Source organism: Erythrobacter sp. SCSIO 43205 (assembly GCF_019904235.1).
In the GTDB taxonomy this organism is placed as follows: Bacteria; Pseudomonadota; Alphaproteobacteria; order Sphingomonadales; family Sphingomonadaceae; genus Erythrobacter.
Genome location: NZ_CP063202.1, coordinates 352,350 through 366,005 on the forward strand (window position 1 = coordinate 352,350; position 13,656 = coordinate 366,005).

The following is a 13,656-nucleotide window of genomic DNA, read 5'->3' on the forward strand; positions in this document are numbered from 1 at the left end:
AGCTTAATCGCGGATCAGCGATTGCAGCGTTTCCAATCGGTCGGCCTCATGCACCGGCTTGTCCCAGCGGATGCGGTGGATGCGCGGGAAACGCATGGCGAGGCCGGACTTATGGCGCTTGCTTGAGTGCACGCTGTCGAAGGCAACTTCGAAAACCAGAGTGCGCTCAACTTCGCGCACGGGGCCAAAGCGGTTGAGGGTCGTTTGTCGCACGAGTTTATCGAGTTTCTTCAATTCTGCATCGGTGAAGCCGGAATAGGCCTTTCCTACGGGCAAAAGCTCTGCGCCTGCATCGGGATCACCATTCCAGCATCCGAAAGTGTAGTCCGAATAGAAGCTTGACCGTTTACCGCTGCCGCGCTGCGCATACATCAGAACACAATCGATCAGCAGCGGATCGCGCTTCCATTTGTACCAAAGGCCGACCTTGCGGCCTGCGATGTACGCGCTGTCGCGGCGTTTGAGCATCAATCCCTCAATCGCATCTTCTCGTGCGCCTTCGCGGATTTCAGCAAGGTGATCGAAATCGCGCGCCTCAACGATGCTTGAGAGGTCAAAATGGGAAGAGGGCAGACGCTCCATCAGCGATTCCAAGGATTGGCGGCGCTGTTCCCATGGATTTTCGCGCAGATCTTCGCCTTCAACGATCAAAGCGTCGTAGAGGCGGACAAAAGCAGGCGCTTGGCTGAGCATTTTCTTGGAGACTGTTTTACGACCCAAACGCTGTTGCAGCGCGTTGAAACTTGCAGCGCCCCCTTCTTCGCCGCCCTGAACCGAGCCGCGAACCATCAATTCGCCGTCCAGCACCGCATCCATTGGCAAAACGTCGAGCAATTCGGGGAAAGAGGCCGAAATATCATCGCCAGAGCGTGAATAGAGCCGCGTTTCATCCGCAACGCGCACCAATTGCACGCGGATACCGTCCCACTTCCATTCGGCTGCGTAATCTTTGAGATCGACGCGAAGCTCCTCAAGCGGGTGAGCGAGCATAAAGGGTCTGAACATCGGGCGATTGGAAACGTCGGGCGGGTCCGCGCCCTGGGCTGCCCATTGGAACAGCTCGGTATAGGGCGGTGCAAGCGCGTGCCAATATTCTTCGACCTCTTCCACATTGACGTCAAACGCCAGCGCGAAGGCGGTCTTCGCAAGCCTCGCCGATACGCCAACGCGCATCCCGCCCGTCGCCAATTTGATGAGGGCAAACCGCCCGTTGGCGTCAAGACGGTCCAATAGTTTTGGTAGTTCTTTGGGCGCAGTATTGCGATTGAAGCTGGACAGAAGCCCGACCACTTCATCAACGCTCGGCGGGTTCTCATCCGGTTCGACACCTTGAGGCCAAAGCAGGCTCGCTGTCTCTGCGGTGTCTCCTACAAAATCGCGGCTAAGGGTCCACAAAACCGGGTCCACGCGGTCTTTCATCAAATTGCGAATGGTCGACGCTTTGACGCCAGAAAAATCCAGTTCGCCCGTGAGTGCGCCCAACGCCCAGCCGCGATCCGGATCAGGTGTCTCACGCAGATAATCCGCGATGAGCGCCAGCTTGCGGTTGCGGCTGGTCGTGTAAACGAGACGGTCGAGGAGAGTGGAGAAAGCCTTCATCCCTCGTCCTCTTCCTCGCGCCCCACCATGGCCAGCGCGCGTGCGCGGCGTTGGTTGAGTTCGCACCACCTCAGCAGCGCTTCCTCGCGCCCGTGGGTGATCCAGGTTTCATAGGGGTTCACCTGCTGGATCGTATCGGTCAGTTCATTCCAGTCGGCGTGATCTGAAATGATAAGAGGGAGTTCGACCCCGCGCTGCCGCGCACGTCCGCGCACACGCATCCAGCCGCTTGCCATCGCCGTGATCGGATTGGGGAGCCGCCGAGACCAACGGTCGTTCAGAGCGCTAGGCGGGGCGATGATGATAGAGCCGGCCATGTCGTCCTTGGTGTGGTCGCTCACAAGCCTCAATTCGCCCAGATCGACGCCGTGTTCTTCGTAAAGGCGGCACATCTTCTCCATCGCGCCGTGGAGAAAGATGGGGGCATCATGCCCTGCCGCGCGCAGTTCGGCGATTACGCGCTGCGCTTTTCCCAGAGCATAGGCACCGACCAGAACGCTGCCATCGTGATTGCCTTCAAGCGCCGAAAGCAGTTTTCCCATTTCCTCCGCAATCGGCGGGTGGGTGAAGAGCGGCAGGCCAAAGGTCGCCTCGGTGATGAAAATATCGCATGGAGTGACTTCAAACGGGGCGCAGGTCGGGTCGGCGCGGCGTTTGTAATCGCCAGTGATCACCACCCGTTCGCCCGCGTGCTCCAAAAGGATTTGCGCCGAGCCCAGCACATGGCCCGCTGGAATGTAGGTTGCGTCAACACCGCCGGGGAGTTTGATCGTTTCGCCATATTCCACTGGCACAGCCTTGTGCGGGATTTCTCCCGCATCATCTGCCGCGCCCGTGCGATAGCGCAGCTCCATTATGGCGAGCGTTTCCGGGGTGGCGAAAGTTTCGCCGTGCCCGCCGCGCGCGTGATCGGCATGGCCGTGGGTGACGAGCGCCTTATCGACGGGACGGGCAGGGTCGATAAAAGCGCCCGCAGGCACAACTTCGACCCCCCAGGGGTGCGGCTTGATCCAGGAAAAGGGCGCGCTCATAGTAGCTTATACCAGTGAGCGCGCCGCAAGGTTCCGCTTATTCCGCCTCTTTGTCTGTCCGGTACTTATCAAACCACGCTATGACACTGTTGGTGCGAGCGACCTGTTGGCTTGGGCTTTGCGAGAGGTTGTTGTGGCTTGAATCGGGGGTGACGACCAGCGCGGTGTCCACGCCCACGAGCTTCAATGCTGCGTAGAATTGTTCGGCCTCGCTGCGCGGCGTGCGGTAATCCTCCGCTCCCACAAGAACGAGAGTTGGCGTCACCACATTTGCCATGTTCGAAAGCGGTCCACGCTCCCAATATTCCTCGGGCTTTTCCCATGGAAGGCCGCCCATCCAATAGCGCGGGATAAGGGTGGGGAGGTCCGACATCAGCCCCTGGCTCACCCAGTTGATAACCGGCTTGTGCGCCGCAGCCGCCTTAAAGCGGTCGGTTTTGCCCACGAGGTATGCTGTGAGGATACCCCCGCCAGAGCCGCCGGTGACAAACAGGTTTTCAGGATCGGCAAAGCCTTGCGCAACGGCGGCATCGACGACTTTCATTAGCTCGGGGAAATTGCTGATAGGATAATTGTCCTCGATCCGGTCGGCAAATTCCTCACCATAGCCGGTTGAGCCTCCCGGGTTGGAGAAGATCACGGCATAGCCTGCTGCGCCGTAAAGCTGATAATCAACCGAGAATTCAGGGCCATAGGCGGCATAGGGTCCGCCGTGCATTTCGAGAATGGCAGGCACCCTGTCGCCAGCCTCATAGCCGGGGGGCAGCATGATCCACGCAGGGATCACTGTGCCATCGTCCATGGTGACGGAAAGCTCGCGCGTTTCGCCCATTTCCTTGCCAGCAAGGCTGACACCATTAAGTGAAGTGAGTGTGCGGACACCGCGCCGGGTTTCGACGCCCACATCGGGCGGGGCGACCGCGCTTCTGGTGGTGAAGGCAAGCGCGCCGTTGTCCGACACCGACCACTCGCCGCCTGTGTAGGGTAGCGCGTAATAGGTGCTGCCGATACGAGCGTTGAGGGGTGAGGGCGCGGCTGCATTAAGGCCAATACGCGCAACGCGGTGTTCGCCATCGTCCTCATAACTTGCGAAGAGGCCAGCGTCGGTCCATTCGATTCCGTCAAAGCCCCGGTCAAATCCGGGCACCAATTCCCGCGAGCCCGACCCGTCGGCGTTCATTACATACAGTTTCGTCTGGTCGAAAGCATTGCCGTTATCGTCGCGGCCCAGATAAGCAATTTTTGAGCCATCGGGTGAAACCTGCGGCGCTCCATCCGGCCCATTGCGGGTCGTGAGCGCGGTAATATCGCCGCTTGCGATGTCGAGCGCGTAAATTTCGCTGCCGTAAATCTCAAGCTCCCAATCCTCGCGCCGGTTGGCGGAGAAATAGAGCTTTGCGCCATCGGGCGACCATTCAACGCTGCCGCCGTTGGAATATTCACCAAAGGTCAGCTGGCGCGGTGCGCCTCCGGTGGCGCTGACCACGAAAAGTTGCGCCGTGCCCGGTTTCACATAGGAGCCACCGTCGCGGCGATAGACGAGGCGGTCGATCACTTGCAGCGACTTGCCCCATTCAGCGCCCTCAGGCTTGGCGGGAGGCGTGCCCAGCGTCAGCCCCTTGCCCGGAACGCGCGCGGTGTAGGCGATTTGAGTGCCATCGGGCGACCACGCGATCCCGCGCGGGCCCTCAGCAAGGGCCGTGATGTTGGCGCTTTCGCCCGTGTCCATCCAGCGCACGTGCAGCTCTGGTCCGCCGCCGCTTTCGGTTGAGATATAGGCGAGGCGATCCCCATCAGGCGACCAGCGCGGGGAGACGTGTGTGCCAGCGCCCGTCACCAGTGGCGTTTCGTCGCCGGTGCTCACATCGATCAGCCAGATCGAGGATACGGCCCGGTCAGTCATAATATCATTGGTGCGCCGGACATAGGCTATTTGCGAACCATCGGGGCTGATCTGCGGATCTGCGGCGACCGAGAGGCCGAAGATGTCCTCTGCGGTGAAGTGCTTTTCCGGGCCGGCCATTTCCTCGCCCGTGTCCATTTCATGATCATCGGCGGCAAGCGGCGCTGCAAGAGCAAAAGCGCTGGCGGTGAAAAGGGCTTTGAGGGCAAAGCTGCGTGCAAACATAAACGGCTCCAGACCTGTAAAATCTGGAGCCGATCAATGCCTATATCTCGCCGCTTGTCCAGCGGTGCGAGTTAGCTTTCTTTGTCAGAGCCCGACTCTTCGGGCTTTTGATCATCGGTTTTGGGCGGGGCTTTCTTCGCCGCGGGCTTTCGCTTGGGCTTGGGCTTCGACTTCGGAGCTGCCGGAGTGAGTTCGAAGGAGGGTTTGCCATCCTTCATCGTCACCGACACCTCGCCGCCATCGGCCAGCTTGCCAAACAACAGCTCTTCAGCAAGCGGCTGCTTGATCTTGTCCTGAATGAGACGGCCCATCGGGCGTGCACCGTAAAGCTTGTCATAGCCCTTGTCCGCCAGCCACGCGCGCGCATCGCTGTCGAATTGGATGTGCACGTTTTGCTCTGCCAGTTGCAGTTCAAGCTGGAGGATGAATTTGTCCACGACGCGCGCCACCGTGCTTTTGCCGAGATAGGCAAACGGCACGATCGCATCCAAACGGTTGCGGAATTCAGGGGTGAACATCTTGTTCACGGCCTCTGTCCCTGCATCCGCTTTTGACACATCGCCAAAGCCTATGCCGCTTTTCGCCATGTCGGACGCGCCGGCATTGGTGGTCATAATCAGCACCACATTGCGGAAATCGACCGTTTTGCCGTGGTGATCGGTGAGGCGCCCATTGTCCATGACTTGAAGCAAGATGTTGAAGAGGTCCGGGTGAGCCTTTTCAATCTCGTCGAGCAGCAGAACGCAATGCGGGTTCTGATCCACGGCATCGGTCAAGAGGCCGCCTTGATCATAGCCAACATAGCCCGGAGGCGCACCGATCAGGCGGCTGACCGAATGACGCTCCATATATTCGGACATATCGAAGCGCTTGAGTTCAATACCCATGATCGAGGAAAGCTGGCGCGCAACCTCTGTTTTACCGACACCCGTGGGGCCGGAGAAGAGGAAGGAGCCGATGGGCTTGTCCGGATCGCGAAGACCAGCGCGCGACAACTTCATCGCGGTGGCAAGGCGCGTGATCGCCTCGTCCTGACCAAAGACCACGTGTTTCAAATCGCGGTCGAGGTTTTCGAGCGCCTTCTTGTCGTCTTTCGACACAGATTTCGGCGGGATGCGCGCCATTGTCGCAATGACTTGCTCAATCTCGCGCGCAGTGATTTTTTTCTTACGGCGGCTGGGCGGCACCAGCATTTGCATCGCGCCCACTTCGTCGATCACGTCGATCGCCTTGTCGGGCAATTTGCGGTCATTGATATAACGCGACGACAACTCCACCGCCGTTTTCAAAGCATCGGGTGTGTATTTGACGCCGTGGTGATCTTCGAATGCTGATCGCAGGCCTTTGAGGATCTTTACAGTGTCCTCAATCGTCGGCTCATTCACGTCGATCTTCTGGAAACGGCGCAGAAGTGCGCGGTCTTTTTCGAAGTGATTGCGGAATTCTTTGTAAGTGGTCGAACCGATGCAGCGGATCGTCCCGCCGGAAAGCGCAGGCTTCAAAAGGTTCGAGGCATCCATCGCCCCGCCGCTTGTCGCACCAGCACCGATAACGGTGTGGATTTCATCGATGAAGAGGATCGCATCAGGCATCCCTTCAAGCTCTGTCACGACCTGTTTCAAGCGCTCTTCAAAGTCGCCGCGATAGCGTGTGCCAGCCAGAAGCGCGCCCATGTCGAGCGAGTAGATCACCGCAGGTTCAAGCACCTCAGGAACGTCACCTTCGACGATCTTGCGCGCCAAACCTTCTGCGATGGCGGTCTTACCAACGCCGGGGTCGCCGACGTAGAGCGGGTTGTTTTTCGACCGGCGACAAAGGATTTGCACCGTGCGATCAACCTCCGGCCCGCGTCCGATCAGCGGGTCGACCTTGCCATCCTCAGCCTTCTTGTTGAGGTTGACGGTGAACTGGTCGAGCGCGGTTTCTTTCTTGCTTCCGCCATCCTTGGCCGCATCGGCTTCATTGGGGGCCGCATCTTCATTTGCGCCGCTCGCATTGTTCGCCTCAATCTGGCGGCCGCCTTTGCCGATGCCGTGGCTGATATAGCTCACCGCATCGAGGCGGCTCATGTCCTGTTGTTGCAGGAAATAGACCGCATAAGAATCGCGCTCAGAGAACAGGGCCACGAGCACATTTGCGCCCGTCACCGTGTCTTTGCCCGATGATTGCACGTGCAAAATCGCGCGCTGGATCACCCGCTGGAAGCCGGCGGTGGGCTGAGGGTCGGCATTGTCTTCTGTCTTGAGAGACTGGTACTCCTGATCGAGATATTGCTTCACCACCTCGCCCAGTTCGGCAAGGTCCACCCCGCAAGCACCCATCACCGCTGCGCCATCCTCATCGTCGATAAGCGCGAGCAGCAGGTGCTCCAGCGTTGCATATTCATGGCGACGCTCTGAGGCGTGAGCCAAAGCGTTGTGAAGGGTGCGTTCCAGGTTCTGGGCAAAACTAGGCATGGGCGATCTCGATCAGGGGGACAAAAGAGGAGGAGGCGAGAGTGTAAGCTTAATATGGGAGGCCTTTTGATAAATACGACTCTGAATTGTGATTGGCCGTCTTAACCATCATGCGCCCGAACTCTTAAAGAGTGCATCGGCGGCCGCACGGTGTTTTGCGGCACGGCTGCTATGAGCCTCAACCCGTTCGATTTCAGCCTTGAGCAAAGCCACGCGATTTTCCAGCTCGTCCTGGCTATAGGGTGAGAGGTCTTCTCCGGCCAATTGGCTGGCGGCATCACCTCTGGGGCGAGGGAGGGCATCGTCTTCCATTGTTTACATTCATCGCGCGGCTGCCCGCTTGCTGTCAATGCGTATGGAGACTATTTGCGCCAATAGACGAGATGTGGCGCTTTTGTGCCATACATGGACGCAAAATGCTGTTAAGGGGCCGCGGGTCAAACAGCTTGGGGACTAGCGACGGGAAATGTCTGAATTACCAGAAAATATGCGGGCAATCGGATTTGATGCGCCGGGCGCGCCCGATGTTTTGCGAGTGGAAGATGTTGCTTTGCCTCAAGTGGGCGCGGGCGATGTTCTGATTAAGGTCGCCTATGCCGGGGTTAATCGCCCTGATTGCATTCAACGCGCCGGCAATTACCCCGCACCTCCGGGAGCCTCGCCCATTCTTGGCCTCGAAGTGTCTGGCGAAATTGTTGCGGCGGGCGATGATGTTCCCCAAGAAATGGTGGGCTCCCTGGTCGCGGCGCTGACGCCGGGCGGGGGCTATGCCGAATACTGCACCGCGCCCTGGCAGCACTGTCTCCCGGTGCCCGAAGGCATGGATTTAAAACACGCAGCCGCTCTTCCCGAGACACTTTTTACCGTGTGGCACAATGTGTTTGAGCGCGGAATGGCAAGGGAGGGGGAAACGCTTCTCGTCCACGGCGGCACCAGCGGGATTGGCACGATGGCGATCATGCTGGCCAAGGCATTCGATATGAAGGTCATCACCACTTGCGGTGACGAAGCCAAATGCGAGGCTGCGCGCACACTTGGCGCTGATCTGGCGATCAATTACCGCGAGGCGGACTTTGTTGATGCGGTCAAGGAATACACTGAGGGCAAAGGGGTCGACGTCGTGCTCGACATGGTGTCGGGCGATTATGTGCCGCGCAACTTGCAATGTTTGGCCGAGGACGGTCGCCATGTGACCATCGCCGTGCTTGGCGGGGCCAAGGCGGACCTGTTCATGCCTATGGTGATGATGCGCCGTCTGACGCTCACCGGTTCAACCCTGCGCCCGCGCTCCGACGCGTTCAAAGCCGCGCTCGCTGATGAGATTGCGAAGAACGCTTGGCCCCTGTTTACCGGCGGCGATTTGTCGCCTGTGATGGACCAGACGTTCCCTCTGCACGAAGCAGCAGCGGCGCACGCCCGGATGGAATCGAGCGTGCATATCGGGAAGATCATGCTTGAGGTTGCGGGCGGCTGAGCCCTCTCCACAAGACTTCAGCCTTCGATCCGTGTGGGCAAAGCGAACCCAAGGGTTTATCCCTATGTCTTGAGGCGGGTTCGCAACAAATCCGTCACAACCACTCTCAAATTTCTCTGAACCGTCACGCCAATGTGAATCAGGCGTAACAATCAGCGTCCATGACAAAGGCCAGTCACAAAGGAATGCGTGAGGCCTTTTATGACCGATCTTTCGTCCGTTGCGCTGCCCAAGAGCATCGCTAACGTCGCCAACTTTCCTATCACAGAGCCCAAAACGCCGGAGCCTTCGGGCGAGGCTGGGCGCACCAAATATCGCACCATCTGGATCAGCGACATTCACTTGGGCACCAGAGGCTGCAACGCCGAGATGTTGATCGATTTTCTCGATTCCACCGATTCGCAGACGATGTATCTGGTCGGTGACATCATCGACGGCTGGCGGTTGAAGAAGAAGTTCTACTGGCCCTCTGCACACAACGACATCGTCTGGCGGCTGTTGAAGCGTGCCAAGCGCGGGACGCGGATCGTCTATATCCCGGGCAATCACGATGAGATGTTTCGCCAGTTCACCGGCCTCAATTTTGGCGGGATCGAAATCCGCCGTGCCGCTTTTCACGACACCGCTGATGGCAGACGCTTGATGGTGCTGCATGGCGATGAATTTGATGCAGTCATGCTTTCCCAGCGCTGGCTCGCCTTTGTGGGGGACTGGGCCTATCACGCGGCCATGCGGCTGAATGTTGCGGTCAACGCTGTGCGAAGGGCGCTGGGCAAGCCGTATTGGTCGCTGTCCAAGGCGGCAAAGCACCGGGTTAAGAACGCGGTCGAGTTTATCGGCAAATACGAAGAAATCGTCGCGCGTGCGGCTGGAGAGCGCGGGGTCGACGGGGTTGTGTGCGGGCACATCCATACCGCAGAAGCGCGCGAGTTCACCTTTGATGGCGAGCGCATCGAGTATTGGAACGATGGTGACTGGGTTGAGGGCTGCAATGCCTTGGTCGAGCATCACGATGGCCGGATGGAAATCCTCAACTGGGCCGAAGTCATGGCTGCGCGCGAGGTTGAGGAGCCAGACGCAGCCGAGACACAAATCGAAGGCGAAGGGCGGCAAGCTGCATGAACGCCCCCGTCCCCATTGAGGCCGAGCAGGCACAGGTGTTTTTGCCCGCCACCTCTCGCACAATCGTCATCGTAACCGACGCATGGCACCCACAGGTCAATGGCGTGGTGCGCACACTGTCCAAAACCTGCGAAGTCCTGCGCGGCTGGGGTCATGAGGTGTCAGTCATTTCGCCTGATCAATATCGCAATTTCCCCGCGCCCTCTTATCCGGAAATTCGCCTCGCTCTGACGGCTCCGGGAGCGGTGGGCAGACGGCTCAAAGAGTTGAACCCTGACGCCGTGCATATCGCAACAGAAGGTCCGCTGGGATTTGCGGCGAGGCGGTACTGCGTCAATCAGGATGTGCCCTTCACCACTGCCTATCACACGCAATTTCCCGATTATCTCGCGCGGCGCACGCACCTGCCAGCTGATCTGTTCTGGCCTTACATCCGCTGGTTCCACCGGCCTTCGCAAAACATCATGGTGGCAACCGAGACAATTCGCGCTCAGCTGCGTGCGCAAAAGCTGACGCATCTCGTCCATTGGAGTCGCGGGGTCGATTTATCGTGCTTTTCGCCCAAGGCCCCGCGTCCTGTTGAATATGATGGGCTGGAAGGTCCGATCCTGCTTTATGTCGGGCGCGTTGCGGTCGAGAAGAACATCGAGGCCTTCCTCACCTGCGATTATCCCGGAACCAAGGTGGTGGTTGGCGATGGCCCGGCGCGCGCGAGCCTTGAGGCGCGGTTTCCCGATGCAAAATTCATGGGAAAACACATGGGCGAGGAGCTTGCAGGCTTTTACGCTCATGCTGATGTCTTTGTGTTTCCCAGCAAAACCGACACTTTCGGTCTTGTTATGATCGAGGCGCTTGCCTGTGGTACTCCGGTCGCAGCGTACCCCGTACCCGGCCCGCTTGACATTATTGAAGAGAGCGTGGGCGCATTAAGCGACAATCTTGCCCGGGCCATCGATGCGGCGCGGTATTGCGAGCGTGGTGAATGTGCCAGATTTGGTGCGCGATACTCCTGGGAAGCGGCGAGCGAGCAGTTCCTGAACGGTCTGGCCGAGCTCGATTCTCCCTCAAATCGCACTTGATTCCCCCTAGGGCGCAAGCAATTCCTTGCCCCGCAGCGTTCAATCGCCTATCTACAGACGCGCAATGGCCGCTCCGGGAAGGGGCGGCCCTTATTATTTCTGATGGAGTTTTTCCCAAATGGCACAAAAGGAACAGCCAAAGCCGCTGATGCCTCACGCCACTGCCACCTGGCTGGTGGATCACACCGGCCTTGCGTTTGAGCAGATTGCCGAATTTTGCGGGCTGCACATCCTTGAAGTGCAGGCCATGGCCGATGACCTGGCAGGCAGCAAATACACAGGCCGCGATCCGGTGCACGCTGGCGAGCTGACATTGGAAGAGATCAAAAAGGGTGAAGAAAACCCCGAATACGCTCTGAAAATGCACAAGGCGCCGGTTGAGGTGACCCGCACCAAGGGCCCTCGTTATACTCCTGTGTCCAAGCGTCAGGACAAACCCGATGGCATCGCCTGGATCCTGCGCAATCACCCTGAGATTTCCGATGCCCAAATCGGCAAGCTCATCGGCACAACGCGCAACACCATTGGCGCTATTCGTGAGCGTTCGCACTGGAACATTCAGAACATCCAACCCAAGGATCCCGTGACTTTGGGCCTGTGTTCGCAGCGCGAGCTTGATGCGGTCGTCGCTAAAGCTGCCAAGCGTGTTGGTACGAGTGAAGACGGCGAAGAGGTCGCGGTTGAAGAGGGTGTTGTTGATACCCGCTCTGACAAGGACAGGCTGATCGAAGAGCTGCGCGCTGAACGCGCGGCCAACGCCAAGGCTGCTGCAGAAGCTGCGCAAGAGGCCGAAGCTGAAGCGTGGCTTGCCGACAAGCGCGCCGCAGAAGAGGCCAGCGCTCAAGAGACGGTCGATGCCGAAGCTGCATTCGCATCGCCTGTTGATGAGAAGGAAGAAGTCGCTGCTGACGACGACGGCGAGGAACCGCAAGCCAGCTCCGGCAACTGACCCCCGGCATAAGACATTCTAAAGGGCGGCCCGCTAGACCAGCGCGGCCGCCCTTTTTGTTTGGCACTTGCCGAACGCCGGTTTTGCGACCAACCGAGCCCCTTACAGCGGCATTATCCCTTGCGCTTGCGGGCGCGATCTCTAAGGCTGCTTACATGAATGTTAATAGCGCCAAATATCACCACCCCACCCCCTGGGATGCGGAGTTGGAACCGCTGACGCTTCCCGCCATGCTCGAACGCACGGTGACCTATAACCCACAGGCACCTTTCCTGCATTTCATGGGGCGCACATTTTCCTATCGTGCGATCCATTCCGAGGCGTTGAAGTTTGCTTGCGGCTTGATTGAAATGGGCGTCAAACCGGGCGAGCGCGTGGGGCTCTTCCTTCCCAATGTCCCGATTTACGCAAGCGCCTATTACGGCGCGATGATGGCAGGCGCGGTGGTGGTGAATTTCTCGCCGCTCTATTCGGTCGAGGAACTCAGCTGGCAGGTCGCCGACAGTGGCACGCGCGTTCTGGTGACGGCAGATGTGCCGGAGCTCTATGACACTGCGGCTGAGGTGCTTGCAGCCTCTGAGCTTGAGACGTTGGTTGTAGGATCACTTGGCTCCATGCTCCCGCTTGGCAAAAGCATCGCCTTCAACATTTTCAAGCGCAGTCAGATTGCCGCGGTGAAATGGGGCGAGAACACTCTTCGATGGTCCGACGTGCTCAGCGATGCGGCCGTCAATCTGCCTGAGATCACGCCCGATACACTCGCACTCTTGCAATATACAGGCGGGACGACCGGACGGCCCAAGGGCGCAATGCTGGGCCACAGCCAGTTGTCGCAAAACGCACAGCAAGTTGCTGCGATCAATCCGTGGGACAATCCGCGCGACGAGATCTTGATGGGAGCGCTCCCATTCTTCCATGTTTTCGCCAACACCTCGCTTTTGAACCATGCAATGGTGGCAGGCGCTTCGATTGCCATGGTGCCGCGCTTTGAGGCGGGGCAGGTGCTTGAGACGATCGAGACGCTCGGCTGCACCGGCTTTCCCGGCGTGCCCACCATGTTTCAGGCTTTGCTTGACCATCCCAATCTCACCAAGACCGATCTTTCCAGCCTCAAAGTGTGCATCTCCGGCGGCGCGCCTATGCCCGCTCAGGTGCATGAGCGGTTCGAGGAGGTAACCGGCGTGCGCTTGGTCGAAGGCTATGGCCTGACCGAAAGCTCCGGCGTTGTCTCTGCCAACCCGTATGAAGGCACGCGCAAAAAGGGCACCATTGGCCAGCCCGTTGCGCGCACCGAGATCATATTTCTGGATAAGGAAGACCCCACCAAGCTTGCCAAAGAGGGTGAGCCGGGAGAGCTTGCCTTTCACGGGCCGCAAATGATGCGCGGCTATTGGAACCGCCCGGAAACCGATGCCGATGTCTTTGTTGAGCGTGACGGTAAGCGCTATCTTCGCACTGGCGATGTAGCGGTGATGGATGAAGATGGCTTTCTTTCCATCGTTGACCGCATCAAGGACATGATTGCGGTTGCCGGGTTCAAGGTTTTCCCAAGCGTCGTCGAAGATGCCATTCGCAAGCATGAGGCCGTCAAGGAAGTGCTCGTGATCGGTGTGCCTGATGATTACAAAGGCGAAGTGCCACGCGCTTTCGTGGTGCTCGAAAAGGGCTCCGATGCAAGCGGTGAGGCGATCAAAGAGTGGCTAAACGACCATATCGGCAAGCATGAACGCGTCGATCAGGTGGTGATCCGCGATGAATTGCCCAAGACGATCATTGGCAAGCTAGACCGCAAAGCCCTTCGCGCAGAAGTGCTCTGAG

General features: G+C 58.7%; 10 protein-coding genes. 5 read left to right on the forward strand and 5 right to left on the reverse strand.

Features of this window, described 5'->3' with window-relative positions; all coding sequences use genetic code 11:
* Window positions 1–3: 3 nt before the first annotated feature.
* The 5 genes from INR77_RS01805 to INR77_RS01825 form a co-directional block, all read right to left on the reverse strand.
* Window positions 4–1,599, reverse strand: coding sequence for a cisplatin damage response ATP-dependent DNA ligase (locus INR77_RS01805; protein WP_223072252.1), 1,596 nt, complete (start codon window positions 1,597–1,599; stop codon window positions 4–6).
* Window positions 1,596–2,630, reverse strand: coding sequence for a ligase-associated DNA damage response exonuclease (locus INR77_RS01810; protein WP_223072253.1), 1,035 nt, complete (start codon window positions 2,628–2,630; stop codon window positions 1,596–1,598). Before INR77_RS01810 ends, INR77_RS01805 begins: the two co-directional genes overlap by 4 nt.
* 37 nt (window positions 2,631–2,667) lie before the next feature.
* Window positions 2,668–4,758, reverse strand: coding sequence for a S9 family peptidase (locus tag INR77_RS01815; protein WP_223072254.1), 2,091 nt, complete (start codon window positions 4,756–4,758; stop codon window positions 2,668–2,670).
* A 71-nt stretch (window positions 4,759–4,829) separates the two neighbouring features.
* Window positions 4,830–7,214, reverse strand: a complete 2,385-nt coding sequence (gene clpA, locus INR77_RS01820) for an ATP-dependent Clp protease ATP-binding subunit ClpA (protein ID WP_223072255.1) — start codon at window positions 7,212–7,214, stop codon at window positions 4,830–4,832.
* A gap of 108 nt (window positions 7,215–7,322) precedes the next feature.
* Complete coding sequence (locus INR77_RS01825; protein WP_223072256.1) at window positions 7,323–7,526, reverse strand: DUF1192 domain-containing protein; 204 nt, start codon at window positions 7,524–7,526, stop codon at window positions 7,323–7,325.
* Window positions 7,527–7,680: 154 nt separating this feature from the next.
* Here INR77_RS01825 and INR77_RS01830 point away from each other — a divergent pair, with 154 nt between their 5' ends.
* From INR77_RS01830 to INR77_RS01850, 5 genes are all read left to right on the forward strand, one after another.
* Window positions 7,681–8,688: an NAD(P)H-quinone oxidoreductase gene (locus INR77_RS01830; RefSeq protein WP_255573866.1), complete on the forward strand. Its 1,008-nt coding sequence runs from the start codon at window positions 7,681–7,683 to the stop codon at window positions 8,686–8,688.
* A gap of 201 nt (window positions 8,689–8,889) precedes the next feature.
* The gene (locus tag INR77_RS01835; protein WP_223072257.1) at window positions 8,890–9,810 is read left to right on the forward strand and encodes a UDP-2,3-diacylglucosamine diphosphatase; all 921 of its coding nucleotides are present in this window, start codon (window positions 8,890–8,892) and stop codon (window positions 9,808–9,810) included.
* The gene (locus INR77_RS01840; RefSeq protein ID WP_223072258.1) at window positions 9,807–10,889 is read left to right on the forward strand and encodes a glycosyltransferase family 1 protein; all 1,083 of its coding nucleotides are present in this window, start codon (window positions 9,807–9,809) and stop codon (window positions 10,887–10,889) included. Before INR77_RS01835 ends, INR77_RS01840 begins: the two co-directional genes overlap by 4 nt.
* Window positions 10,890–11,007: 118 nt before the next feature.
* Entirely contained in the window at window positions 11,008–11,838 is an 831-nt protein-coding gene (locus INR77_RS01845; protein WP_255573867.1) for a DUF1013 domain-containing protein, read from the forward strand.
* A gap of 155 nt (window positions 11,839–11,993) precedes the next feature.
* The gene (locus INR77_RS01850; RefSeq protein WP_223072259.1) at window positions 11,994–13,655 is read left to right on the forward strand and encodes a long-chain fatty acid--CoA ligase; all 1,662 of its coding nucleotides are present in this window, start codon (window positions 11,994–11,996) and stop codon (window positions 13,653–13,655) included.
* Window position 13,656 lies beyond the last annotated feature (1 nt).

Excerpts from the sequence above, each read along its gene's own strand:
- INR77_RS01805 (WP_223072252.1), bottom strand. The coding sequence starts at position 1,599 with ATGAAGGCTTTCTCCACTCTCCTCGACCGTCTCGTTTACACGACCAGC.
- INR77_RS01810 (WP_223072253.1), bottom strand. The coding sequence starts at position 2,630 with ATGAGCGCGCCCTTTTCCTGGATCAAGCCGCACCCCTGGGGGGTCGAA.
- INR77_RS01815 (WP_223072254.1), bottom strand. The coding sequence starts at position 4,758 with ATGTTTGCACGCAGCTTTGCCCTCAAAGCCCTTTTCACCGCCAGCGCT.
- clpA (WP_223072255.1), bottom strand. The coding sequence starts at position 7,214 with ATGCCTAGTTTTGCCCAGAACCTGGAACGCACCCTTCACAACGCTTTG.
- INR77_RS01825 (WP_223072256.1), bottom strand. The coding sequence starts at position 7,526 with ATGGAAGACGATGCCCTCCCTCGCCCCAGAGGTGATGCCGCCAGCCAA.
- INR77_RS01830 (WP_255573866.1), top strand. The coding sequence starts at position 7,681 with ATGTCTGAATTACCAGAAAATATGCGGGCAATCGGATTTGATGCGCCG.
- INR77_RS01835 (WP_223072257.1), top strand. The coding sequence starts at position 8,890 with ATGACCGATCTTTCGTCCGTTGCGCTGCCCAAGAGCATCGCTAACGTC.
- INR77_RS01840 (WP_223072258.1), top strand. The coding sequence starts at position 9,807 with ATGAACGCCCCCGTCCCCATTGAGGCCGAGCAGGCACAGGTGTTTTTG.
- INR77_RS01845 (WP_255573867.1), top strand. The coding sequence starts at position 11,008 with ATGGCACAAAAGGAACAGCCAAAGCCGCTGATGCCTCACGCCACTGCC.
- INR77_RS01850 (WP_223072259.1), top strand. The coding sequence starts at position 11,994 with ATGAATGTTAATAGCGCCAAATATCACCACCCCACCCCCTGGGATGCG.